Consider the following 21,662-nt stretch of genomic DNA (forward strand, 5'->3'; position numbering starts at 1 on the left):
GACCCCAACCAACACAAACACCAACAATCTCCATCCGGCCACCCTTCCCACCGCATAACCCCAAAGGGCCACGCGAACAGGCAGAGCAACCAGAAATACTCCCCTCGCAGATGCACAGATTGAAAGAACAAGACCCTGACCCCGGGCAGGTCGCCCAACCAGGGGCACCACCTCATCGGTGATGGGTTCCCGCCGATTCCGTGGCGAGGGCGACGAAGATAGCGGCCTAAGCCGCCGCTTTCAAGCCCTGCCTTTTCGGCGAACCGGCGAACCGTGTGGTCCGTCGGTGGAGCGGGCTTCTACGGGTCCGTCCTGACCCTGTCAACGCGCTGTCATGCAACACGCGTCATGGCTGCCATCCCATGCTGCATGCTTGACGCGACGATTGCCGGCCGGTCTCGCGCGACAGACGAATCGCGTCAGCCCGCCTTCGGACGGATTGCCGCCGGGTCATGTATCGGTGACCATTCGTCCAGAATACACGGTGTGAGCGACAGCAATAATCGACGTCGCTTAATGAAGAAGGCGAAGATCAGCGCCTTCCCGCCCTGCAATCCCGCGCAGTTGATTGCAGGCCCGGGCCACCGATCATAAGCTCTGCCACGGTGGCAATCTGGCCACCGGTCCATCGCATCAAGGCGACACAGCATGAGAACATGGCTCTTGGCTTCGACTGCCGTCATGGCGGCCATCGGCTTGTCGCCAGGCGCGCAGGCGGATGTCGTGACGCTCGGCTTCAGCGGTGCGGGCGTGCATGCGCGGCTTCAGCTGACCATCGTGCCCTCCTCGCCGACGGGTCCGCTGGTGAACCAGCCCAACACGGTCGATCCGGTCGGATCGTTCACCGTGACCGACATCACCGGCCGCTATTCCAATGCGAGCCTTCCCACGCCGATCATCGGCGCGGAGGTCACCGGCATCGTGCCGCGCACCTTCGATCCGCCGCGCGATCCCTTCCCCACCAACACCATGGCGCCGCGCAGCCTCAGCTTCCTGCCGTCCGGAAATTCCTACGACAACCTGTACTATCCGAACGGCTCGCCGCAGACGGCCAACAACTGGCCGTTCTCCGGCGGCGTGCTCGACATCTACGGCCTCGCCTTCACCATAGACGGTGGATACACGGTGAACCTCTGGAGCAACGGCGTGGACACGCCGGCGGGGCCCGGCCTGACCTACGGCGTCGCGCTCATCCAGGGCGCCGATGTGCTCGACTACAAGTTCGGCGAGCTCGCCGCCGTGCCGGAGCCCGCGACCTTCCTTCTGTTCGGCGCCGGGCTGCTCGGCCTCGCCGGCGTGCGGTCGCGCCAGCGGCACTGAGCGCGCGCGGCCTGACGAAGGCCAACAAAAGAACGGCCCGGCGGTGCGTACCGCCGGGCCGTTTCCGTTTACGCGGGAGACGCCTACGCCGCCGCGCGCGGCGCCTCCGCATCTGCCGGCTTCACCTCCAGCCCATCGGGGCCGGCGGTGACCGAAAGCCGCTCGCCATCGCGGATCGCGCCTTCCAGCAGCAGGCCCGCGAGCCTGTCCTGCAGGCTGCGCTGGATCACGCGCTTCAGCGGGCGCGCGCCATAGGTCGGGTCGTAGCCGGCCTCCGCCAGCCATTCCCGCGCGCTCTCGTCCAGTTCCAGCGCGATGTTGCGGTCGGCCAGCAGCTTGCGCAGGCGGCCGAGCTGGATGTCCACGATCGCCGCCATGTCACCGCGTGCGAGGCGGCGGAACAGCACGATCTCGTCCAGCCGGTTCAGGAATTCCGGCCGGAAGCGCTCGCGCACCGCACGCATCACTGCGGGCCGCGCCGCCTCGATGTCGGAGCTTTCGGGCAGTTCCGCGATCGCCTGGCTGCCGAGGTTGCTCGTCAGCACGATGATCGTGTTGCGGAAATCCACCGTGCGGCCCTGGCCATCGGTCAGGCGCCCGTCGTCGAGAACCTGCAGCAGCACGTTGAAGACATCGTCATGCGCCTTCTCGATCTCGTCGAACAGGATGACCTGGTAGGGGCGCCGCCGCACCGCCTCGGTCAGCGCGCCGCCCTCGTCGTAGCCGACATAGCCGGGCGGGGCGCCGATCAGGCGGCTGACGCTGTGCTTCTCCATGTATTCCGACATGTCGATGCGCGTCATCGCGCGCTCGTCGTCGAACAGGAAGTTCGCGAGCGTCTTCACCAACTCGGTCTTGCCGACGCCGGTGGGCCCCAGGAACAGGAAGGAGCCGATCGGGCGGTTCGGATCCTGCAGGCCGGCGCGCGCACGGCGCACGGCCTTGCTGACAGCCTCCAGCGCTTCCTCCTGGCCGACGACGCGCTGGCGCAGCACGTCCTCCATGCGGAGCAGCTTGGCGCGCTCGCCTTCCAGCATCTTCTCGACCGGAATGCCGGTCCAGCGCGAGACGACGGCCGCGATGCCTTCCTCCGTCACCGCCTCGTTCACCAGGCGGCCATCGCCGTCGCCGGCGGAGGCGATCTGCTGCTCGAGGCCGGGGATCACGCCGTATTTCAGCTCGCCGGCGCGGGCGTAGTCGCCCTTGCGCTCCGCCAGCTCGAGTTCGGTGCGCGCCTTGTCGAGCTCCTCCTTCGCCTTCTGCGTCGCCTGGACCTTGCCCTTCTCGGCGTCCCAGCGCGCCGTCAGCTCGCGGGAGCGTTCCTCGATCTCGGCGAGTTCCTTCTCCAGCTTCTGCAGCCGGTCGCGGGAGGCCGCGTCGTTCTCCTTCTTCAGCGCCTCGCGCTCGATGCGCAGCCGCGTCAGGTCGCGGTCCACCGCGTCCAGCTCCTCCGGCTTGCTGTCCACCTGCATGCGCAGGCGGGAGGCCGCCTCGTCCACCAGGTCGATCGCCTTGTCGGGCAGGAAGCGGTCGGTGATGTAGCGGTTCGACAACGTCGCGGCGGCGACCAGCGCGCTGTCGGTGATGCGCACGCCGTGATGCGTCTCGTATTTGTCCTTGATGCCGCGGAGGATGCTGATCGTGTCCTCCACGCTCGGCTCGCCGATGAAGACCGGCTGGAAGCGCCGGGCCAACGCGGCGTCCTTCTCGACATGCTTGCGGTACTCGTCGAGCGTGGTGGCGCCGACGCAATGCAGCTCGCCGCGCGCGAGCGCGGGCTTGATCAGGTTGGAGGCGTCCATCGCGCCATCCGCCTTGCCCGCGCCGACCAGCGTGTGCATCTCGTCGATGAAGAGGATGATGTCGCCCGCGGCCTGCTCGACTTCCTTGAGCACGCCCTTCAGCCGCTCCTCGAACTCGCCGCGGTATTTCGCGCCGGCGACCATGGCGCCGAGGTCGAGCGCCATCACGCGCTTGTCCTTCAGCGCCTCGGGCACGTCGCCCTTGACGATGCGCAGCGCGAGGCCTTCGACGATCGCGGTCTTGCCGACGCCGGGCTCGCCGATCAGCACGGGGTTGTTCTTGGTGCGGCGGGCGAGCACCTGGATCGCGCGGCGGATCTCCTCGTCGCGGCCGATCACCGGATCGAGCTTGCCCTCGCGCGCCGCCTGCGTGATGTCGCGGGCGTATTTCTTCAGCGCGTCGAACTGCTCCTCGGCGTTCTGGCTGTCCACGGTGCGGCCCTTGCGCAGATCCGTCACGGCCTTCTCCAGCGCCTGGGGCTGCAGGCCGGCGGAGCGCAGCGCGCGCGACGCGGGGCTGTCCACGACGGCGAGCGCCTGCAGCATCCGGTCCTGCGCGACGAACTCGTCCCCTGCCTTCTGGGCATGCTGCTGCGCGGCGTCGAGCACGCGCACCAGCTCCGGGGTGAGTTGCGGCTGGCCCGCGCCGCCGCCCGAGACCTTCGGCTGCTTGCCGAGCTCCGCCTCCACGGCGGATTTGGCGCGCAGCGGATCGCCGCCGGCGGCGCGGATCAGCCCGGCCGCGGCGCCCTGCTCGTCATCGAGCAGCGCCTTCAGCAGATGCTCCGGCGTGATGCGCTGGTGATAGTCGCGGATCGCGATGGTCTGCGCGGCCTGCAGGAAGCCACGGGCGCGATCGGTGAATTTTTCCAAGTCCATCCTCAGATCCCTCTCATGAGCGGAACTGCGGTGTCTCTCCGCCCCCGATCGGGCGACGGATGGATCACCTCATGAGCGGAAAAATGGTATGCGCGCCCCCGCCGGTTCAAGGGAAGGTCGGATGCGCGTCGAACGAATTGCACGCTACCCGGTGAAGGGCCTCTCGCCCGAATACATGGAAACGGTGGAGCTCACCGCCGGGCAGGGCCTGCCGCATGACCGGCGCTTCGCCTTCGCGCAGGGGGATGGCGCCTTCGACCCGGCGGCGCCGAAATGGCTGCCCAAGCGCAACTTCGCCTGCCTGGCCGTGAATGCGGGCATCGCGGCGATCCATGCCGCTTACGACCCGCACGCCAACACGCTGCTGCTGAGCGCCGGCGAGGCACGCCTCGCCGCCGATCTCTCGACGGCCGAGGGCCGGCAGGCGGCCGAGGACTGGCTCGCCGCACGGATGGGCGACGAAGCACGCGGCCGGCTGCGCCTGGCGGAGGTGCCGGGCCACGCCTTCACCGACATTCCGGACAAGGCCGTGTCCCTCATCGGCCTGGCCTCGATCGCGGAGCTGGGGGAGCGGGCAGGCATGGCGCTCGATCCGCTGCGCTTCCGCGCGAACCTGCTGATCTCCGGCGCCGCCCCCTTCGCGGAGCTCGACTGGGTGGGGCGGGAGGCGCTGCTGGGCAAGGCGCGGCTGCGCATCTTCAAGCGCATCCAGCGCTGTGCCGCGACCGAGGTGAACCCGGACACCGCCGAGCGCGACGCCAAGCCGCCGCTCTGGCTGCGCAAGCAGTACGGCCACGCGGACATGGGCGTCTACGCGACCGTTCTCGAAGGCGGCTCGGTCGCGGTGGGGGATTCGCTGGAACTGTTGGGATAAGCGACCGAGCGCCCTCCCCCGCATGCGGGGGAGGGAAACGGGGTCATATCAGGCGGACGAAGGTTTCACCTTCGTCCCTCAATCGCCGGCGCTTCGCTTGGCTGCGCCGCATAAGCGGCGGGCCGCATTCGCGGCCTCGGCCCTGCGGGCCGCAGGTCGGAGCTTTTTGCGCTTGGAATCAGTTCCGCTCGGAGCCTTCCTCGGACGGCGCGGCGGGCTCGGCTTCCATGGCATGGCCATTGGCCTGGCCATTGACCTCGGCGCCGTCGGACTGGGCCTCAGCGCCTTCCTGCTCCGGCCCGTTCTGGTAGCGGCGCTGGTGGTGCTGGTGCTGGCCGCCCTGCTGCTGCTGGGCCTGGTTCATCGCGTTGAGAATGCGGAAATAGTGCTCCGCATGCTGGAAGTAGCTCTCCGCCATGACCCGGTCGCCGGCGCCGGTCGCATCCCGGCCGAGCTGCAGATACTTCTCGAAGAGCTGCTGCGCGGTGCCGCGGATGCGGACATCGGGGCCGTTGCTGTCGAAGACGTGGTTGCGGTTCAGCGGCTGATGACCGCCGCCGCCACCGCCCTGGCGGTAGCCGCCGCCTCCGCCGCCTCCGCCGCCGCCTCCGTGCCGGTGGCTGCCGCGGCTGCGCATGCGTTTCATGTTCATGTTTCGGACGATCGCCGTCTCGCAAAAGGCGGCCACGGTCGGGACTGACCCGGCCGGGAACGCGGATTCATCGGGTTGCGTCGCTGCGGCCGCCGGATCCGCACGGGCGCCCCCTCGCGGAGAAACCCTGACCCCGTGTCAGGGCCGGCGCTGCCAGGGCGCAATCACGCCCCGGGCCGCGGATGCAACCTAATGCGCCGCGGCCCCGCCGCCAATGGATTTTTTCTCGCCGGCCTCCGGGGCCGACCGGAGGACCAGGGCGCGGGGGATGCCGCCGAGGTCCTCCCGGCATCCCGCCGGCACAAGCCCGGCTGCCGTGGCCAGGGCCTCGACCGCCTCGCGCTGCCCAGCGCCGAGTTCCAGCACCGCTGCACCTCCGGGCGCCAGGAGCGCCGGCAGGATGCCGACAAGGCGACGGTAGGCATCCAGCCCATCCCGCCCGCCATCCAGCGCCGAGCGCGGCTCGTGCCGCGCGACTTCGGGCATCAGCCCCGCGATGGCCGCCGATTCGATGTAGGGCGGGTTGGACAGCACCAGGTCGAAGCGCGCGGCCAGGGCGGCATCCCAGTCGCCGGCCAGGAAGGCGGCGCGGCCGGCGAGGTCGTTGCGCGTGGCATTCGCCGCGGCCAGGGCCGCCGCCTGCGGCACCAGGTCCACGCCGACGCCGAAGGCGCGCGGCCGCTCGGCCAGCACCGCCAGCAGCAGCGCCCCGGTGCCGGTGCCGAGATCGAGAACCCGGAGCGGTGCCGCGGCATCCGGGAAGAGCTCGAGCGCCGCCTCCACCAGGGTCTCGGTGTCCGGGCGGGGGATCAGCGTGGCCGGCGATACGGCGAGGTCCAACGTCCAGAAGCCCTGGCTGCCGAGGATGTGGGCGACCGGCACGGCGTCCAGCCGGGCGGCGAGGGCGGCGCGGAAGCGCGCGGCGGCCTCGGGCGGGACGGGCGCGCGGGGCTCACGGATCAGCTGATCCGCCGTCGCGCCCATGGCGTGGCCGAGCAGCAGCCGCGCTTCCAGGCGCGGGTTCTCGATCGCGGCGGCGCGCAACACCTGGCCGGCCTGGCAGAGGAAGGCGCCGACGGTCTCGCCGGGGTCGCAGGACATGGGCGGCGTTGTGCCGCGGGCGGCGGGGGCGGGCAACGGCGGGAGGGGCCCTGCCCCTCCCGGACCCACCCCGCCAAGGGGCAGTGGCCCCTTGGAACCCATGAGGTCTCCATCGCCCGGCAGGGAGGGGGCCAAAGCCCCCTCCCTGCCGTGCGATAAACTGATCGAGGTCCAGGAGGCCAGGCCTCCTGGCGGGTGGGGTCCGGGGAGGGCGGAGCCCTCCCCGCCGCGCCGTCACTCCGCGTCGGCGGCCAGCCGCGCGGCCTCGTCCTCCGAGACCAGCGCCTCGATCACCTCGTCGAACTCGCCCAGCATCACGCGGTCGATCTTGTGGATCGTCAGGCCGATGCGGTGGTCGGTCACGCGCCCCTGCGGGAAGTTGTAGGTGCGGATCCGCTCGGACCGGTCGCCGGTGCCGACCTGGCCCTTGCGGTCGGCGGCGCGCGCGGAATCGAGGCGGGTGCGCTCGGCGTCGAACAGCCTCGCGCGCAGCACCTTCATCGCCTTGGCGCGGTTCTTGTGCTGCGACTTCTCCTCCTGCATCGCCACCACGATGCCGGTGGGCAGGTGGGTGATTCGCACGGCGGAATCGGTCTTGTTGACGTGCTGGCCGCCGGCGCCGGAGGCGCGGTAGGTGTCGATGCGCAAATCGCTCTCGTTCACCTGCACGTCCACATCCTCCGCTTCCGGCAGCACGGCGACGGTGACGGTGGAGGTGTGGATGCGGCCCTGCGATTCCGTGGCCGGCACGCGCTGCACGCGATGCACGCCGCTTTCGAATTTCAGCTTCGCGAAGACGCCCCTGCCCTCGATGCTGGCCGTCGCGCCCTTCACGCCGCCGAGGTCGCTCTCGTCATAGTCCAGCACCTCGAAGCGCCAGCCCTGTCGGGCGGCGTAGCGCTGGTACGCGCCGAACAGCTCGGCGGCGAAGAGCGCGGCTTCGTCGCCGCCGGCGGCGGGGCGGACTTCCAGGATGGCGCTGCGCTCATCGGCGATGTCGCGCGGCAGCAGCATCAGCCTTATCTCGCGTTCCAGCAGCGGCAGGCGGTCCTTGAGGTCGAGATATTCGGCCTCGGCCAGCTCCTTCAGCTCGGGATCGCCCAGCATCGCCTCCGCCTCGTCGCGGGCGCGTTCGGCGGCGCGGTAGGCCTGCACCTTCTCGACCAGCGGATCGAGTTCCGACAGCTCGCGCGCGATGGTGCCGACCTGCGCACCGTCCGCGGTGTTGAGCAGGTGGCGCAGCTCGTCGGCGCGGTTCAGCAGGCGGTCGAGTTTCTGGGGGAGGCTCATGCCGAGAGGCGTCGCACCGCCTCGTCGCGGGAGAGCGTCTCCTGGCTACCGCCGTCGAGGTCGCGGAACTGCACCACGCCCTGCTTCGCCTCGTCCTCGCCGAGGATCAGCGCGACGCGCGCATGCAGCTTGTTGGCGCGTTCCATGCGTCGCTTGAGGTTGCCCTTGTAGGCGACCTCCGTGACGACGCCGGCCGCGCGCAGCTGCTGCGCGAGCGCCAGCGCCTCGGGCTCCTGCGCCTCGGCCACCGGGATCACCGCGACGGGGCGGGGGGCGGGCGGGGGTGCCGCGAGCAGCATGGAGAGGCGCTCGATGCCCGCGGCCCAGCCGACGGAGGGCGTGGGCGGGCCACCCATCTCCTCGACCAGACCGTTGTAGCGGCCGCCGCCGAGCACCGTGCCCTGCGCGCCGAGCCGGTCCGTGACGAACTCGAAGGCGGTGTGGCTGTAGTAGTCGAGGCCGCGCACGATGCGGTCGTTCTGGCGGAAGGGCACGCCGAAGCCGGTCAGGTAGCCCAGCACCTTGTCGTAGAAGCGGGCGGCGTCGGCGGTCAGGTGGTCGCGCATCACCGGCGCGCCGGCCACGATCCGCTTGTCCGTCTCGTCCTTGGAATCGAGGACGCGCAGCGGGTTCTTCTCCAGCCGCACCTGGCTGTCCTCGGACAGCGATGCGCGGTGGTCGGAGAGATAGGCGACCAGCGCGGCGCGATAGGCGTCGCGGCTTTCCGCGTCGCCGAGGGTGTTGATCTCCAGCACCACGCCGTCCGCGATGCCGAGCGCGTTCAGCACGTCCCAGCCGCAGGCGATGACCTCGGCATCGGCGAGCGGCTCGGCGGCGCCCAGGACCTCCACGTCGATCTGGTGGAACTGCCGGTAGCGCCCCTTCTGCGGCCGCTCGTAGCGGAACATCGGGCCGGTGTAGAACACCTTGCGCGGCAGGTTGGACTGGACCAGGCCGTTGGAGACCAGCGCCCGGCAGAGGCCGGCGGTCGCTTCGGGGCGCAAGGTGATGGAATCGCCGCCGCGGTCGGTGAAGGTGTACATCTCCTTCGAGACGACGTCCGAGGTGTCGCCCAGGCCGCGGCTGAAGACGCGCGTATCCTCGAAGATCGGCGTGGACCATTCCTCGAAGCCGTAGAGCGCGGCGACGCGCCGCGCGGTCTCGACCACGTGGTGATGCGCCCGGAAATCCTCGCCGATGAGGTCACGGGTGCCGCGGACGGGCTGGAGGGGGCTGGCCATGGGGCGGCGTATCGCGCGGGGAGCGCGTGGGGGCAAGGGAGCGGGATTGCCAAGTCATCATGGAAGTCTCGCGCTTCTGATGGCCCGCGGCCGACCGCGGCGCGGCAGAGACCCCATGTGATGCCGGCACGGACAGGGGCCGAAACGCCATGTCGTCCACCACCCCGAATTTCGCGGCCGGCGTGGCCGAGGGCTACGACCGCCTCATGTTCCCGATCTTCTTCCAGCCCTACGCAGCGGAGGCAGCGGCCCGGCTCTCCGGGCTGCGGGCGGGCCATCTGCTGGAAACGGCGGCCGGCACCGGCGCCGTCACGGCGGCGCTGGTCGCAGCCCTGCCCGGCACCGTCGCGATCACCGCGACGGACCTGAACCAACCCATGCTCGACCGCGCGGCGCTGCGCCTGCCGCCTGGCCGCGTCACCTTGCGGCAGGCCGACGCCCAGCAACTGCCCTTCCCCGACGACAGCTTCGACGCGCTGGTCTGCCAGTTCGGCCTGATGTTCATGGACAAGCCGGCTGCGCTGCGGGAGGCGTTCCGCGTTCTCGCCCCCGGCGCGCCGCTGCTGCTGAGCGTCTGGAGCGGGCTCGACCGCAATCCGATCCCCGGCATCCTGCAGCAGGCGGTGGCCGAGCAGTTCCCCGACGATCCCCCGCTCTTCATGGCCCGGACGCCGCATGGGCATGGCGACATCCCCGCCCTGACCGCGGCGATGGAATCGGCCGGCTTCGCCGGCATCGTGGCGGAGCGGGTGACGCTGCCGTGCCGCGCGAAATCGGCGCGGCACGCCGCGATGGCCATCTGCCAGGGCACGCCGCTCCGCGCGGAGATCGAGGCCCGCGGCACGGCCGGACTGGACGCGGTGACCGCGTTCGCGGCTCAGAGGCTGGCGCAGGTGCTGGCAGGCGGGGCGATGGACGAACCGGTCGAGGCGCCGATGGAGGCGATCCTGCTGACGGCGGCGAAGCCGGGCTGAGGACGGGCCGGACGGGGTCCGGCGGTCAGCGCACCGCCAGTGTCAACACCACGAACAGCGCCAGCTGCACCGCCAGCAGGCAGCCCAGCCGCAGCACCGCCGCGTCGCGGCGCGCCAGGTCCTCGTCAAGGCCCGGCACGGGCGGCCGGCGCAGACGCCCGATGATCAGTGCCGCTGCGGAGAGTCCGTTCATGTCGGCGTGCCCTCAAGCGCCGGGCGGCCCCTCCGGGCCCTTGGCAGGTCGGAGCATGACGCCGGGCGGATCACTCCGCCGCCTGCTTCTCGCCCGCCACGGCCTCGGCGGCCTTGGCCGCCTTCATCGCCTCGGCCCGCGCCTCGACCAGACCGACGATGTGCTCGACCATCTCCTCGGTCTTCACCGTGTGGCTCTGCTTGCCCATGCCATAGACCATGTGCGTGCCGGCGCCGCCGCCCGTCAGGCCGATGTCGGTCATCAGCGCCTCGCCCGGGCCGTTCACGACGCAGCCGATGATGGAGAGGCTGATCGGCTCGCTGATATGGGCCAGCCGCTCCTCCAGCTTCTCGACCGTGCGGATCACGTCGAAGCCCTGCCGTGCGCAGGACGGGCAGGAGATCACCTTCACGCCGCGGTGGCGCAGATGCAGCGACTTCAGCAGCTCCCACCCCACCGCGACCTCCTCCTCCGGCTCGGCCGAGAGGGAGACCCGCAACGTGTCGCCGATGCCGGCCCAGAGCAGGCTGCCCAGCCCGATGGCGGACTTCACCGTGCCCGCGCGCTTCCCGCCGGCCTCGGTGATGCCGATGTGCAGCGGGTGGTCGCATTGCTCGGCCAGCTGCTGGTAGGCCGCGACGGCCAGGAACACGTCGGAGGCCTTCACGCTGATCTTGAACCGGTCGAAGCCTTCGTCCAGCAGATGCGCGGCGTGCCAGAGGGCGCTTTCCACCAGCGCCTCGGGGTTCGGCTCGCCGTATTTCTCGAGCAGGTGCTTTTCGAGCGAGCCGGCATTCACGCCGATGCGGATGGCGCAGTCATGGTCGCGCGCGGCCTTCACGACCTCCTTCACGCGCTCCTTGCTGCCGATGTTGCCGGGATTGATGCGCAGGCAGGCGGCGCCGGCCTCGGCGGCCTCGATGGCGCGCTTGTAGTGGAAGTGAACGTCGGCCACGACCGGGACGTTCACCTCGCGCACGATCTCATGCAGGGCGGCGGTGCTTTCCTCGGTCGGGACGGAGACGCGGACGATGTCCACGCCGGCGAGTTCGCAACGGCGGATCTGCTCGATCGTCGCCTTGGCGTCCTCGGTCGGGGTGTTGGTCATGGTCTGGACGCTGATCGGCGCGTCGCCGCCGACCAGGACCTTGCCGACACGGATCTGCCGGGACGTCCGGCGCAGGATCTGCTGATAGGGGCGATAGGACATCAGGCCTTTCCTCACGCCACGTCCGGCCCACCGGGCCGCCGCGGCATGGCCCAGGATATGGCCATGACGCGACCGATCACAGGGGGCGGCGCGTGGCCCCCATCGTTCAGTTCCGCGCGGCCGAGGCCGTGGGCGGCACGAGGCGCTGGCGCAGCTTCTCGGGGTCCAGGACGATGTTGCGGCGCACACCGACCATCCCCTCCAACGTCGGCTGCGGCTGCCCGTCCAGCAGGATCTCGAGCCCGTCCGCCTTGCCGGTGTCGAGCAGCAGGTCCTCCCGCGGCGGCACGGGCCAGGCCTCGTTGGGCCTGAGGACGCGGTTCACCAGCACACGGCCGGACCGCGGGTCGCGCACCTGCACCCAGGAGCCTTCCGGGCTGGCGGCGCGTGCGCGCAGGATGATCCGCGTGCCTTCGGGCATGCCGGGGATCTGCACGGCGGCGGGCGCCGCCGGGGCGGCAGGCTCGGCGGCGGCCGTCACGGGGGCGGGGGCGGGCGCCGGCGCGGCGGACTGGGCCGGCGCGGGCGCGGCCGGCACCGTCGCGGCCTGGGCGGAGGTGTTGGCGCCCGAGCCAGGGACAGGCGCGAGCCCGCCGGGCGGGGGCAGCGCGGCCATCGGCAGGGCTCCGGCTTCCGGGCGGGCGCCGGGCTCACGCCCGGGCAGGTGCGCCCGGCCGGCCTCGGCGGCGGTTTCCAGCCGCGGCGGAACCGGGGGGACCACATCCACGACGCGCTCGCCGCCGCCGGACCAGTTGAACCAGGCGACATAGGCGCCGATCGCCAGCATCACCCCGCCCACCACGACCGCCGCGGCCGGCATGCCGCGCTCCGGGACGGGTTCGGGGAAGACCAGCTTCGGCTTCGCGGTGGCGGGTCCCGCGACATCGCGGAAGCGGCGCACGGTCTCCTCGGCCGGCAGGCCGAGCGCGGCGGCATAGGTGCGGACGAAGCCGACGGCATAGGCGACGGCCGGCAGGTCGGCCACGCGGCCTTCCTCCAGCGCCTCAAGATAGGGGCGGCGGATGCGCAGGCGCTCCGCCATGTCCGCAACGGACAGGCCGAGCGCAACCCGCGCTTCACGCAGCTCGTCACCGATCCGCGCGGCCTCCGCGGCATGGTCATCGGCCTGTCGTTGCATACGCTTCAGATCGTAGGGCACGGCTTCGACACCTACCGCGCGCAAGGCGCGTCCGCAAACCGAATCGTGTGGGAATTGTTCGGTATCATTTGGGTGACACGCGTTGCTCTTTCAGACGGTCAACTGGCCCGCCGCCGCGCCGCCAGCGCGCTCGCCGCCTGGTTAACCAGTTCCTGAACGATATCCCGCGCGGGTTGCTCGCGCGTCACCATGCCGACACTCTGCCCGGCCATCAGCGACCCGTTCTCGACATCGCCGTCGATCACCGCGCGGCGCAGCGCGCCGGCCCAGAAATGCTCGATGTCGAGCTGCGCGGCGGCCTTCTCCACCTCGCCGGCCAGGTAGCGACGGATGGTCTCGGCCTGGTGTTCCAGGAAGCGCTTCGTGCCCTCGTTCTGCAGGGCGCGGACGGGGATCACGGGGAAGCGCTCATCCAGCTGCACGGTCGGCAGTGCATCGCGCGCGGCGCCGCGGATGAAGGCGCGCTTGAAGTTGGGGTGGGCGATGCTCTCCGTCGCGCAGACGAAGCGGGTGCCGATCTGCGCGCCGGCCGCACCCATCTCGAGATAGGACAGGATCGCCTCGCCCCGGCCGATGCCGCCGGCGACGAAGACCGGCACCTCGCGGATGTGGGGGAGGATCTCCTGCGCGAGGACATTGAGGCTGACCGGGCCGATATGGCCGCCCGCCTCGCTGCCCTCGATCACCAGCGCATCGGCGCCGGAGCGGACCAGCTTCTTCGCGAGCGCCAGCGCGGGGGCGAAGCAGACCACCTTGGCGCCGCCCTCCTTCGCCGCCTTGATCGCCGCGCCCGGCGGGATGCCGCCAGCGAAGACGATGTGGCCGACCTTCGCCTCCAGGCAGGTCTGGACCAGCTGGTCCAGCCGCGGATGCATGGTGATCAGGTTCACGCCGAACGGCTTGTCCGTCATCGCCTGGGTCGCGGCGATCTCCTCGGCCAGGCGCGGCGGCTCCATGGCGCCGCAGGCAATCACGCCGAAGGCCCCGGCATTGGACAGCGCGGAGACCAGGTGACGCTCGCTCACCCAGGACATCGCGCCGCCCATGATGGCGTAGCGGCTGCCGAGGAAGGCCGCGCCGCGCGCCATCAGCGCGTCGATTTCGGCCAGCGCCCAGTCGGGCGGTCCCGCATCCTGCGGCACGGCGTCCATGCGCTCAGCCCTCGTTGCGGGTGGGGGCTTCCGGCCCGTCCAGCCCATAGGCGGTGTGCAGCGCGCGTACCGCGAGCTCGGTGTAGTCAACCGGGATCAGCACGCTGACCTTGATCTCGCTGGTGGAGATCACCTGGATGTTGATGCCCTTGTCGGCGAGCGCCTTGAACATCGTGCTGGCGACGCCGGCATGGGTGCGCATGCCGATGCCGACAACGCTGATCTTGGCGACCTCGGCATCCGTCACCAGCGCCTCGTAGCCGATGTCGGCGCGCTGCTTCTCCAGCAGGTCCTTGGCGCGCGGCAGGTCGGCGCGGCCGACGGTGAAGGTCATGTCGGTGGTGCCGTCGGCGCCGATGTTCTGGACGATCATGTCCACGTTCAGGTTCGCCGCGGCCATCGGGCCGAACACATGGGCCGCGATGCCGGGCCGGTCGGGCACGCGGCGGAGCGTCACCTTCGCCTCGTCGCGCGAATAGGCAATGCCGGACACGATGGGCTGTTCCACGATCTCGTCCTCGTCAACGACCAGGCTGCCTGGCTTGTCCTCGAAGCTGGAGAGCACCTGCACGCGCACGCGCTGCTTCATCGCGAGCTCGACCGAGCGCGTCTGCAGCACTTTCGCACCCACCGAGGCGAGTTCCAGCATTTCCTCGTAGCTGATCCGTTCGAGCTTCTTCGCCCGCGGCACGATGCGGGGATCGGTGGTGTAGACCCCGTCCACGTCGGTGTAGATGTCGCAGCGATCCGCCTTCACCGCCGCGGCGACCGCGACCGCCGAGAGGTCGGAGCCGCCGCGGCCGAGCGTGGTGATGCGGTTGCGGCCGGGCTCCAGCCCCTGGAAGCCGGCGATCACCGGCACCTGGCCTTCCCGCATGCGCTCGATCAGCAGCGTGCCGTCGATGCTCTCGACGCGCGCCTTGCCATGCGCGGCGTCCGTGACGATCGGGATCTGCCAGCCCTGCCAGGAGCGCGCATCCACGCCGATGGTCTGCAGCGCGATGGCCAGCAGGCCGATCGTCACCTGCTCGCCGGTCGCGACCACAACGTCGTATTCGCGCGCGTCGTGTAGCGGCGAGAGGTCCGAGCACCACTTCACCAGCTGGTTCGTCGCCCCGGCCATGGCGGAGACGACGACGGCGACCTCGTTCCCGGCCTCCACCTCGCGCTTGACGCGTTGGGCCACGTTGCGGATGCGGTCGAGATCGGCGACGGAGGTGCCGCCGAACTTCATGACGATGCGGGCCATGCCTGGGTCCGGGGGCCTTGCCGACGCGCGGGGCGCTGAATGGGTGATGGCGGGGCCACGCCTGTTGCGCCCCGCCGGGGGCGCCCAGATAAACGCGACGCGACCGGCGAGCAACCGGCGGCGGAACGGGAGCAGGCATGACGGGCACGGCGGTCGAGGCGGAGATCCGGAAATTCGGGGCCCTGGCGGACCGGTGGTGGGATCCGGACGGCCCGATGCGGCCCCTTCACCGGATGAACCCGCTGCGCACCGGCTGGATCGCGGACCGGATTGCCAGGGCACATGGGCGGACAGGACGGGATCTGTCGGGCCTGACCCTGCTGGATGTCGGCTGCGGCGCCGGGCTCGCCTCGGAAGCCTTTGCCCGCATGGGGGCACGGGTCACCGGCCTGGACGCGGCCGGCGAGGCGCTGGAGGCGGCCCGTGCCCATGGGGCGGCCGGCGGGCTGGAGATCGCCTACCGCGAGGGAACCCCTGAAGATCTGGCGCCAACGAACGAAACATACGATGCGGTGGTGGCGCTCGAGGTGATCGAGCATGTCGAGGACCGCGCGGCCTTCCTTGGCGCGCTGGCGGCGCTGGCGAAGCCCGGGGGGCAGGTTTTTCTTTCCACCCTGAACCGGACGGCGCGGTCCTTCCTGATGGCGAAGGTCGGCGCGGAATACGTGCTGCGGATGCTGCCGGTCGGAACGCATGACTGGCGGATGTTCGTGACGCCGGGGGAGCTCGGCGCCGGGCTGCGCCGGGCGGGGCTGGCGGTGACCGACCTGGCGGGGATGACCATGGACCCGCTGACCGGGCGGTGGCGGGAGACGCGCGACCTCGGCGTGAACTATCTGGTGGCGGCGCGCCGCGATTGAGGCCGCCGCATCACCGCCGATAACCCATGCGGTCCAGATAGGGCGCGAAGAGGTCGGAAAGGCGGGTCTGCTCGGAGGGCGGCAGCTCGGTGCGATGGCGCTCCGGCAGGGCCCGGTTGCGGTGGCTGAAGGCGATGCGCCCGGCATAGAGCCGCACCGGCCAGTTCGGGCAGCGTACGCCGAGATGCGCCTTGATCAAGGTTATGGCGGCATCCATGCGGAAGGCGCAGACTTCATAGTGCAGCTCCAGCGCGCCGGGCAGCGCCGCCCACAGGGCGAGTTCCTCGAGGTAGCCGGCCACGCGCTCGGCGGTCGGCCAGAGCGCAGCGTATTCCGAGAAGGCTGCCTGGCCCGCGGCGCGCGCCGCCGCCCCCGCATCGAGCAGGGCGAGGCAGATGTCCCGCGGGTCGCGGTGGTTCACATGCGCGCTCACCCGGCTTGCGGCGGCGAGGCGACCGTACTCGGCGATCCACTCCACGCCGGGCCGGGCGTGGGTCTTCATCAGCAGATCCGCCCTTCGGCCAGCCGGGCGAGGTCGCGCAGCGTCGCGGGATCGAGGTCCTGCTGATAGTTCACCCGGCCGTCCGGGCTGGTCAGCGGCGGGGCGAGGCGACGCTGCGGATGCCCGCCGAGCACCGCCACCGCGCGGGCGATGTTGAAGGCGAGCGTGCTGCCGGACTTCGGGATGCCGTAGCTGAAGACCAGCATGGCCTCCCTTGGCCCTCAGCCGTCCGCGCGCGGCACCCAGGGCAGGCGGGCGACCTCGATGCCCTCATCGGCCAGGGCCTCGGCCTCGGCGTCCGTGGCCTCGCCATAGATGCCGCGGGCCTCGCTCTCGCCGTTGTGGATCTTCCGCGCCTCCTCGGCGAAGTCCTTGCCGACATAGTCGCAGCTCTTCTCCACCTCCGCGCGCAGCCGCTGGAGCATGGCGACGAGCTGCGGCGGGATGGGACCGGCGGCGACGCGCTGCCCGCCCTCGGGCGGTGGTGCCGGCGGGGCGGCGGGCGGCGGCGCCTCGGCCTTGGGCGGCTTCGCCTTCTTCCGGCTGGAGACCACCGCCGGCGCCATCAGCGCCTTCTCCACCTGCGTGTTGCCGCAGACCGCGCATTCGACCAGCCCGGCCTTCGCCAGCTTCTCGAAGCCGGCGCTGTCCTGGAACCAGCTCTCGAATTCGTGCCCGGCGCCGCAGCGCAGCTTGTAGTGGATCATCCCCGCATCCTGGCCGCCGCCTGTGGCAGCCGCATGACAGTATATGGCTTGGCACTCTCCCTTGGCGAGTGCCAGCCCGCCGTCATCCCGCCAGAAGAGGGTCCAGGCCGCCCTTGCGGTCCAACGCCATGAGGTCGTCGGAGCCGCCGATATGCCGCCCGTCGATGAAGACCTGCGGCACGGTGGTCCGCCCGCCGGAGCGCTCGATCGCCTGCTTCCGCGCGGCCGAGCCATGCGGAGCGTAGATCTCCTCGAAGGGCACGCCCTTCTTCTGGAACAGGGACACGGCCCGCGCGCAGTAGGGGCAGAAGTCCTGGACGTAGATTTCCACTTTCGCCATGCGCGGTGAGGTCGCCCCGCCGGGCTCGCGCGTCAAGTGCGGGACGCCTCGAGCCGCGGATCGGGCACGCGGGCGGCGGCCAGCACCTCCACGGCCGCGGCGCCGGCGCCGAGCAGCGCCGCGGCGCAGGCCTCCGCCGTGGCGCCGGAGGTCATGACGTCGTCCACCAGCAGCACGCGCCTGCCGGCGATCGCGGGGCGCGCGCCTTGCCGCACGGCGAAGGCGCCCTCGACCAGCACGGCCCGCTCCGCCGCGCCGCGCTCGCCGAGGCTCGGCGTCGGGCGGGTGCGGCGCAGCGCATCGGGCAGCCAGGGCTTTCGGGCCTGCCGCGCCAGCGCCCCGGCAAGCAGCGCCGCCTGGTTGTAGCGGCGGGAGACCAGGCGCCGCCAATGCAGGGGCACCGGCGCCAGCAGGTCGGCGCGCGCCAGCATCTCCGGCGCCGCGCGGGCCATCTGGGCGGCGATGGCGCCAGCCAGGTCGGTGCGGTCGGCATGCTTGAAGGGCAGCAGCAGGCGCTTCGCGCCCTCGTCGTAGCGGAAGGCGGCGCGGGCGGCGGTAAAGGCTGGGCGGCGTTCCAGGCAGGACGGGCAGAGCCCCCCCGGCCCCGCCTGCCCGGCATGGAGGAAGGGCACGCCGCAGCAGGCGCAGAAGGGCGGCGTGAGGAAATGCAGGCCGCGGAAGCAGGCGGCGCAGAGCGTGCCCTGCTGCTCGACCGGGCTGTCGCAGGTGAGGCAGTGCGGCGGCAGCAGCGCGTCGAGGACGGCGCCGCCGAGGCGACGGAGTGTCGGCTGGATCAGGGGCAGGGTTGCGCCGCCCCCACCCCGACCCTCCCCCGTGAACGGGGGAGGGAGAGGTCGGCGACCGGACGCTTCACCACGCGCCGAACTTCGCGTCGCCGTCGCGCTCGATCTGGCGGACGAGGTCCACTTCCCAGGAGAGGTAGGCGCGCATCGCCTGCTCCACGCCGTGGTTGCGGTCATAGGGGCGGAGCCAGGTGTCCACGCAGGCCTCGTCGGGCGGGTCGTTGCGGTCGGCATCGAGCGGCAGGCCCGCCGCGGCCCAGGCCGCCGTGCCGCCTTCCAGGGCGGCCACCGGCATCGGGACGAGCCCGCGCAGCTCCGCCACGCCGAGCGCGGCGAGCGAGGGATCGGGCGCCACCACCACGATCTGCCGGTCGGAAGGCAGCCGCGCCACCACGCCCCGCAGCCGCGTACGGATGCCCCAGACCGCACCCGGGATGTGCCCCGCCCGGAAGGCGAGCGAGCGCGAAAGGTCCACCACGCTCGCCCGGTTCTCGCGCAGCAGCCCATCGAGCTCCGCCACGGTGACGCGCGGCGTCGCGGGCGGCAGGGCGGGCGGCGGGGGGATCTCCAGCTTCCCCTCCATCGCGCCTTCCAGCACGAAGACCTCCCAGCCGCCGAGCTGGCGCAGCCACCCCGCGGTCATGTGCGCGCGGGTGCCGGTGTCGTCGGCCAGCACGATGCGGGCATGGCGCACCGCGACCCAGAGGTCGGTCGCCTGCACCAGCTGCCCGCCCGGCGCGCTGCGCGCCCCTGGCGGATGGCCGGCGGCGTATTCCGACGGGTCGCGCACGTCGAACAGGTAGGTCGTGCGCCCGGCCTCGGCGCGCAGCCGCTGCAGCCCGTCGCGGTCGATCACCTTGGCCCCGTGCCGGGTGGAGAAGCGCCGCGCGCGCGAGAGGCTCGCCTCGGCGTCACGCGGCGTGCCGGCGGGGTAGCGGTCCTCCTTCCCGCGGTTGCAGCGGAAGCCGGCCAGCTCCCAGCCCATGGTGCCGTTGCGCAGCGCGACCACGCGGTTCGGCAGCTCCGCCTGCCGCAGGCTCTCGGCACCGAGGATCGAGCGCGTCCGCCCGGCGCAGTTCACCACCACCAACGTATCCGGCCGCTTCACCAGGGAGGGCACGCGATAGGCCAGCTCCGCGCCCGGCACGTTGATCGCGCCGGGGATGGACATGTTGCGGAATTCCGGCAGCGGCCGGCTGTCCACCACGACCATGTCCGTGGCCGCCGCCTGCAGCGCGTGCAGCTCCGCCGCATCGACGGAGGGCGTGCCGTAATGGTGCTCGACCCATTCGCCGAAGGCCTTGGACGGCACGTTGACGCCGGTGAACAGCTCGAAGCCGGCGGCGGCCCAGGCGCGCACGCCGCCTTCCAGCACATGCACCTTCGGGCAGCCGATGCCGTTCAGCACCGTGGCGAGGCGGTCCGCATGGCCCTCGCCGGCATCGGCGCAGACCACGCGCACGTCGCGCCGCGGCAGCAGCACCGGGGCGCGCAGCTCGGCGACCGAGAGCGGGCACGACACCGCCCAGAACAGGTGCCCGGTGCTGAACTCGCCTTCCTCCCGCGCATCGAGGATGGCGAGCTCGCCGCCATCCCGAAGCCAGGCCTTGAGCGTCGCCGGCGCGACGCGCGGGGCAGCCATGGACTCAGGCCTTCGCGGTCGCCGCGGGCTTCATGAAGTTCTTGTTGTAGGGCACCACCGCGCCCGTCTCCGGGTCGTAGCCCTTGCGGTTGTCGAGCTTCTCCAGCGCCAGGCCGTACATGTGGAGGTGGCGCGTGGGGACGCTGCCGGTGGTGTGGATGGAGTGGATGTCTTCCGGCATCAGGCAGATGCCCCGGCCGGGCTCCACCATGATCTCCTCCCGGATGCGCAATTCGCACTTCGCGGGGTCGGAGCCGTCATCGGTGCGCTCATAGACCTTGTTGAGCTCCTGCCCGTCCACGGCGACGACGACGGCCCAGGTGGTGTGGTCATGCGGCTTGGTCGAGTTCCCGGGATTGAGCGCGTTCATGTAGAGCGCGAAGCGGTTGCCCGGGTCTTCCTGCAGCAGGTAGCGATTCGACCCCTTCTCGCCATTCGGCGGCGGCGGGAACTGGCTGGAGGGAAACAGGTGTTCCTGCGCGGCGAGCGTCAGCAGCTCCGCGCGGATCTTTTCGAGCGACGGGCGCGTCACGCCTTCCTTCGCCTCGATGGCGCGGATGCGGTCGATGGTGGCGGCGACCGCGGCGGTGCGGGCGGCGGTGACATCGGTGGCGTTCATTCTGGCACTCCTCCAGCCGTATGGCCGAAAGCTTAACCCGCCTTGCCGCGCCGGCGAAGCGGGCGCATCTGCCGGGCATGGCAGGCCCCGACGCGATGCAGGTCTTCGACCGCCGCCTGGTGCGGCGCCGGCGCGAGCGGGCGGCGGCGACGGTCGAAAAGGTCGCGCCGATCCTGGAGGATTGCGCGGACCGCCTGCTCGACCGGCTGGACGACACGACCCGGCGCTTTGCGCGCGCGCTCGATCTCGGCGGGCGGGGCGTGGTGGCGCCGCGGCTTACGGCGCGGGGCATTCCCTTCGTCGTCTCGGCCGATCTCGCCCCTTCCATGGCGGCGCGGGCGGGCGGGCTGCCGGTCGCGGCCGACGAGGAGTTCCTGCCCTTCGCCCCGGGCAGCTTCGACCTGATCGTCGCCTCCGTCTCGCTGCACTGGGTGAACGACCTGCCCGGCGCGCTGCTGCAGATCCGCCGGGCGCTCGCGCCGGACGGGCTGTTCCTGGCGTCGCTGCCGGGCCTGGGCACGCTGCAGCCGCTGCGGGAGGCTCTGGCGGAGGCGGAGACCGGGCTGCGCGGCGGGATTTCGCCCCGCGTCTCGCCCTTCCCCGACCTGCGCGACGCCGCCGCGCTGCTGCAGCGCGCGGGCTTCGCGCTGCCCGTGGCGGATGCCGAGGAGGTGCCGGTCGCGTATCGCAGCGCGCTCGGCCTCTTCGCCGACCTGCGCGCGGCCGGGGAGACGAATGCCGTGCTGGCGCGGGATGGTCGCATCCCGCCGCGCGCGCTGCTGCCCATGGCCGCCGCCGCGCTGCCGCAGGGGCCGGAGGGCATGGCTCCCGGGCTGCGGCTGCTGATGCTGACGGCCTGGGCGCCGCATGAGAGCCAGCAGAAGCCGGCCCGACCCGGCAGCGCGACGCACCGCCTGGCCGATGCGCTCGGCACGGTGGAGCGCAAGGCGGGCGAGCGGCCCGGCGGCTAGGTCCTGAACCCAAAGTCCTTGCTGCGACGCGACGCGATCTGATTCACCGTCGGAGTTGACGGGGGATAGGGGCATGTCGCGGTTCGATTTGAGCGAGGCGGAGTGGCGGATCATCGAGCCGTT

22 protein-coding genes are annotated in these 21,662 nt (G+C 71.5%); 5 read left to right on the top strand and 17 right to left on the bottom strand.

All coding sequences use genetic code 11. From position 1 onward, the window contains the following. Nucleotides 1-648: 648 nt before the first annotated feature. The gene (locus DFH01_RS27575) at nt 649-1,320 is read left to right on the top strand and encodes a PEP-CTERM sorting domain-containing protein (protein ID WP_109873761.1); all 672 of its coding nucleotides are present in this window, start codon (nt 649-651) and stop codon (nt 1,318-1,320) included. Between the two features lie 83 nt (nt 1,321-1,403). Here DFH01_RS27575 and clpB read toward each other — a convergent pair whose 3' ends face one another. Beyond that, a complete protein-coding gene (gene clpB / locus DFH01_RS27580) occupies nt 1,404-4,001 on the bottom strand; it encodes an ATP-dependent chaperone ClpB (RefSeq protein ID WP_109873762.1) in 2,598 nt (865 codons plus the stop codon). 121 nt (nt 4,002-4,122) lie between these two features. On the opposite strand from clpB, the gene DFH01_RS27585 reads away from it, so the two are divergent. Next, nucleotides 4,123-4,875, top strand: coding sequence for an MOSC domain-containing protein (locus DFH01_RS27585; protein WP_109873763.1), 753 nt, complete (start codon nt 4,123-4,125; stop codon nt 4,873-4,875). A 178-nt stretch (nt 4,876-5,053) separates the two neighbouring features. Here DFH01_RS27585 and DFH01_RS27590 read toward each other — a convergent pair whose 3' ends face one another. From DFH01_RS27590 to hisS, 4 genes are all read right to left on the bottom strand, one after another. After that, nucleotides 5,054-5,527 carry a DUF4167 domain-containing protein gene (locus DFH01_RS27590; RefSeq protein ID WP_109873780.1) on the bottom strand — a complete coding sequence of 158 codons (474 nt, stop codon included), beginning with the start codon at nt 5,525-5,527 and terminating at the stop codon, nt 5,054-5,056. 189 nt (nt 5,528-5,716) lie between these two features. After that, complete coding sequence (gene prmC / locus DFH01_RS27595; RefSeq protein ID WP_109873764.1) at nt 5,717-6,628, bottom strand: peptide chain release factor N(5)-glutamine methyltransferase; 912 nt, start codon at nt 6,626-6,628, stop codon at nt 5,717-5,719. A gap of 234 nt (nt 6,629-6,862) precedes the next feature. Beyond that, nucleotides 6,863-7,918 carry a peptide chain release factor 1 gene (gene prfA / locus DFH01_RS27600; RefSeq protein WP_109873765.1) on the bottom strand — a complete coding sequence of 352 codons (1,056 nt, stop codon included), beginning with the start codon at nt 7,916-7,918 and terminating at the stop codon, nt 6,863-6,865. Further along, nucleotides 7,915-9,159, bottom strand: coding sequence for a histidine--tRNA ligase (gene hisS / locus DFH01_RS27605; protein WP_109873766.1), 1,245 nt, complete (start codon nt 9,157-9,159; stop codon nt 7,915-7,917). The genes prfA and hisS overlap by 4 nt, the downstream gene beginning before the upstream one ends. Nucleotides 9,160-9,308: 149 nt before the next feature. Between hisS and DFH01_RS27610 the strand changes: the two genes are divergently transcribed. Further along, nucleotides 9,309-10,133 (top strand): class I SAM-dependent methyltransferase, encoded by an 825-nt coding sequence (locus DFH01_RS27610; RefSeq protein ID WP_109873767.1) that lies wholly within the window; start codon nt 9,309-9,311, stop codon nt 10,131-10,133. 25 nt (nt 10,134-10,158) lie between these two features. On the opposite strand, the gene DFH01_RS28380 is transcribed toward DFH01_RS27610, so the two are convergent. The 5 genes from DFH01_RS28380 to DFH01_RS27630 all read right to left on the bottom strand — a co-directional run bounded on the left by DFH01_RS28380 (nt 10,159) and on the right by DFH01_RS27630 (nt 15,095). Then, nucleotides 10,159-10,326, bottom strand: coding sequence for a hypothetical protein (locus DFH01_RS28380; protein ID WP_158287938.1), 168 nt, complete (start codon nt 10,324-10,326; stop codon nt 10,159-10,161). A gap of 70 nt (nt 10,327-10,396) precedes the next feature. Continuing rightward, nucleotides 10,397-11,539: a flavodoxin-dependent (E)-4-hydroxy-3-methylbut-2-enyl-diphosphate synthase gene (gene ispG, locus DFH01_RS27615; protein ID WP_109873781.1), complete on the bottom strand. Its 1,143-nt coding sequence runs from the start codon at nt 11,537-11,539 to the stop codon at nt 10,397-10,399. Nucleotides 11,540-11,642: 103 nt separating this feature from the next. Beyond that, nucleotides 11,643-12,674, bottom strand: coding sequence for a helix-turn-helix domain-containing protein (locus DFH01_RS27620; protein ID WP_109873768.1), 1,032 nt, complete (start codon nt 12,672-12,674; stop codon nt 11,643-11,645). Between the two features lie 119 nt (nt 12,675-12,793). Beyond that, complete coding sequence (locus DFH01_RS27625; RefSeq protein ID WP_109873769.1) at nt 12,794-13,846, bottom strand: NAD(P)H-dependent flavin oxidoreductase; 1,053 nt, start codon at nt 13,844-13,846, stop codon at nt 12,794-12,796. Nucleotides 13,847-13,850: 4 nt separating this feature from the next. Then, nucleotides 13,851-15,095, bottom strand: a complete 1,245-nt coding sequence (locus DFH01_RS27630) for an aspartate kinase (protein ID WP_109873770.1) — start codon at nt 15,093-15,095, stop codon at nt 13,851-13,853. Nucleotides 15,096-15,232: 137 nt separating this feature from the next. Here DFH01_RS27630 and ubiG point away from each other — a divergent pair, with 137 nt between their 5' ends. Continuing rightward, nucleotides 15,233-15,955, top strand: coding sequence for a bifunctional 2-polyprenyl-6-hydroxyphenol methylase/3-demethylubiquinol 3-O-methyltransferase UbiG (gene ubiG, locus DFH01_RS27635; RefSeq protein ID WP_109873771.1), 723 nt, complete (start codon nt 15,233-15,235; stop codon nt 15,953-15,955). A 10-nt stretch (nt 15,956-15,965) separates the two neighbouring features. On the opposite strand, the gene DFH01_RS27640 is transcribed toward ubiG, so the two are convergent. From DFH01_RS27640 to DFH01_RS27670, 7 genes are all read right to left on the bottom strand, one after another. Continuing rightward, nucleotides 15,966-16,457, bottom strand: a complete 492-nt coding sequence (locus tag DFH01_RS27640; RefSeq protein ID WP_109873772.1) for a hypothetical protein — start codon at nt 16,455-16,457, stop codon at nt 15,966-15,968. Further along, nucleotides 16,457-16,663, bottom strand: coding sequence for a hypothetical protein (locus tag DFH01_RS27645; RefSeq protein WP_109873773.1), 207 nt, complete (start codon nt 16,661-16,663; stop codon nt 16,457-16,459). The genes DFH01_RS27640 and DFH01_RS27645 overlap by 1 nt, the downstream gene beginning before the upstream one ends. 15 nt (nt 16,664-16,678) lie before the next feature. Beyond that, nucleotides 16,679-17,164, bottom strand: a complete 486-nt coding sequence (locus DFH01_RS27650; RefSeq protein WP_109873774.1) for a DUF1178 family protein — start codon at nt 17,162-17,164, stop codon at nt 16,679-16,681. Between the two features lie 82 nt (nt 17,165-17,246). Then, nucleotides 17,247-17,504: a glutaredoxin 3 gene (gene grxC / locus DFH01_RS27655; protein ID WP_109873775.1), complete on the bottom strand. Its 258-nt coding sequence runs from the start codon at nt 17,502-17,504 to the stop codon at nt 17,247-17,249. 32 nt (nt 17,505-17,536) lie between these two features. After that, the gene (locus DFH01_RS27660; RefSeq protein ID WP_332903302.1) at nt 17,537-18,307 is read right to left on the bottom strand and encodes a ComF family protein; all 771 of its coding nucleotides are present in this window, start codon (nt 18,305-18,307) and stop codon (nt 17,537-17,539) included. A 67-nt stretch (nt 18,308-18,374) separates the two neighbouring features. Next, nucleotides 18,375-19,949, bottom strand: coding sequence for a rhodanese-like domain-containing protein (locus DFH01_RS27665; protein WP_109873777.1), 1,575 nt, complete (start codon nt 19,947-19,949; stop codon nt 18,375-18,377). A gap of 4 nt (nt 19,950-19,953) precedes the next feature. Continuing rightward, on the bottom strand, nt 19,954-20,568 hold the full coding sequence (locus DFH01_RS27670) for a cysteine dioxygenase family protein (protein WP_109873778.1): 615 nt from the start codon (nt 20,566-20,568) through the stop codon (nt 19,954-19,956). A gap of 77 nt (nt 20,569-20,645) precedes the next feature. Between DFH01_RS27670 and DFH01_RS27675 the strand changes: the two genes are divergently transcribed. Beyond that, nucleotides 20,646-21,539: a methyltransferase domain-containing protein gene (locus DFH01_RS27675; protein WP_109873779.1), complete on the top strand. Its 894-nt coding sequence runs from the start codon at nt 20,646-20,648 to the stop codon at nt 21,537-21,539. Nucleotides 21,540-21,662 lie beyond the last annotated feature (123 nt).

This window comes from Falsiroseomonas bella (assembly GCF_003173615.1).
GTDB classification, from domain to species: domain Bacteria; phylum Pseudomonadota; class Alphaproteobacteria; order Acetobacterales; family Acetobacteraceae; genus Falsiroseomonas; species Falsiroseomonas bella.

Excerpts from the sequence above, each read along its gene's own strand:
- DFH01_RS27630 (WP_109873770.1), bottom strand. The coding sequence starts at position 15,095 with ATGGCCCGCATCGTCATGAAGTTCGGCGGCACCTCCGTCGCCGATCTC.
- DFH01_RS27650 (WP_109873774.1), bottom strand. The coding sequence starts at position 17,164 with ATGATCCACTACAAGCTGCGCTGCGGCGCCGGGCACGAATTCGAGAGC.
- DFH01_RS27665 (WP_109873777.1), bottom strand. The coding sequence starts at position 19,949 with ATGGCTGCCCCGCGCGTCGCGCCGGCGACGCTCAAGGCCTGGCTTCGG.
- DFH01_RS27610 (WP_109873767.1), top strand. The coding sequence starts at position 9,309 with ATGTCGTCCACCACCCCGAATTTCGCGGCCGGCGTGGCCGAGGGCTAC.
- grxC (WP_109873775.1), bottom strand. The coding sequence starts at position 17,504 with ATGGCGAAAGTGGAAATCTACGTCCAGGACTTCTGCCCCTACTGCGCG.
- DFH01_RS27675 (WP_109873779.1), top strand. The coding sequence starts at position 20,646 with ATGGCAGGCCCCGACGCGATGCAGGTCTTCGACCGCCGCCTGGTGCGG.
- DFH01_RS27640 (WP_109873772.1), bottom strand. The coding sequence starts at position 16,457 with ATGAAGACCCACGCCCGGCCCGGCGTGGAGTGGATCGCCGAGTACGGT.
- DFH01_RS27620 (WP_109873768.1), bottom strand. The coding sequence starts at position 12,674 with ATGCAACGACAGGCCGATGACCATGCCGCGGAGGCCGCGCGGATCGGT.
- DFH01_RS27575 (WP_109873761.1), top strand. The coding sequence starts at position 649 with ATGAGAACATGGCTCTTGGCTTCGACTGCCGTCATGGCGGCCATCGGC.
- DFH01_RS28380 (WP_158287938.1), bottom strand. The coding sequence starts at position 10,326 with ATGAACGGACTCTCCGCAGCGGCACTGATCATCGGGCGTCTGCGCCGG.
- prfA (WP_109873765.1), bottom strand. The coding sequence starts at position 7,918 with ATGAGCCTCCCCCAGAAACTCGACCGCCTGCTGAACCGCGCCGACGAG.
- ubiG (WP_109873771.1), top strand. The coding sequence starts at position 15,233 with ATGACGGGCACGGCGGTCGAGGCGGAGATCCGGAAATTCGGGGCCCTG.
- DFH01_RS27625 (WP_109873769.1), bottom strand. The coding sequence starts at position 13,846 with ATGGACGCCGTGCCGCAGGATGCGGGACCGCCCGACTGGGCGCTGGCC.
- DFH01_RS27590 (WP_109873780.1), bottom strand. The coding sequence starts at position 5,527 with ATGAACATGAAACGCATGCGCAGCCGCGGCAGCCACCGGCACGGAGGC.
- hisS (WP_109873766.1), bottom strand. The coding sequence starts at position 9,159 with ATGGCCAGCCCCCTCCAGCCCGTCCGCGGCACCCGTGACCTCATCGGC.
- prmC (WP_109873764.1), bottom strand. The coding sequence starts at position 6,628 with ATGTCCTGCGACCCCGGCGAGACCGTCGGCGCCTTCCTCTGCCAGGCC.
- DFH01_RS27670 (WP_109873778.1), bottom strand. The coding sequence starts at position 20,568 with ATGAACGCCACCGATGTCACCGCCGCCCGCACCGCCGCGGTCGCCGCC.
- clpB (WP_109873762.1), bottom strand. The coding sequence starts at position 4,001 with ATGGACTTGGAAAAATTCACCGATCGCGCCCGTGGCTTCCTGCAGGCC.
- DFH01_RS27585 (WP_109873763.1), top strand. The coding sequence starts at position 4,123 with ATGCGCGTCGAACGAATTGCACGCTACCCGGTGAAGGGCCTCTCGCCC.
- DFH01_RS27645 (WP_109873773.1), bottom strand. The coding sequence starts at position 16,663 with ATGCTGGTCTTCAGCTACGGCATCCCGAAGTCCGGCAGCACGCTCGCC.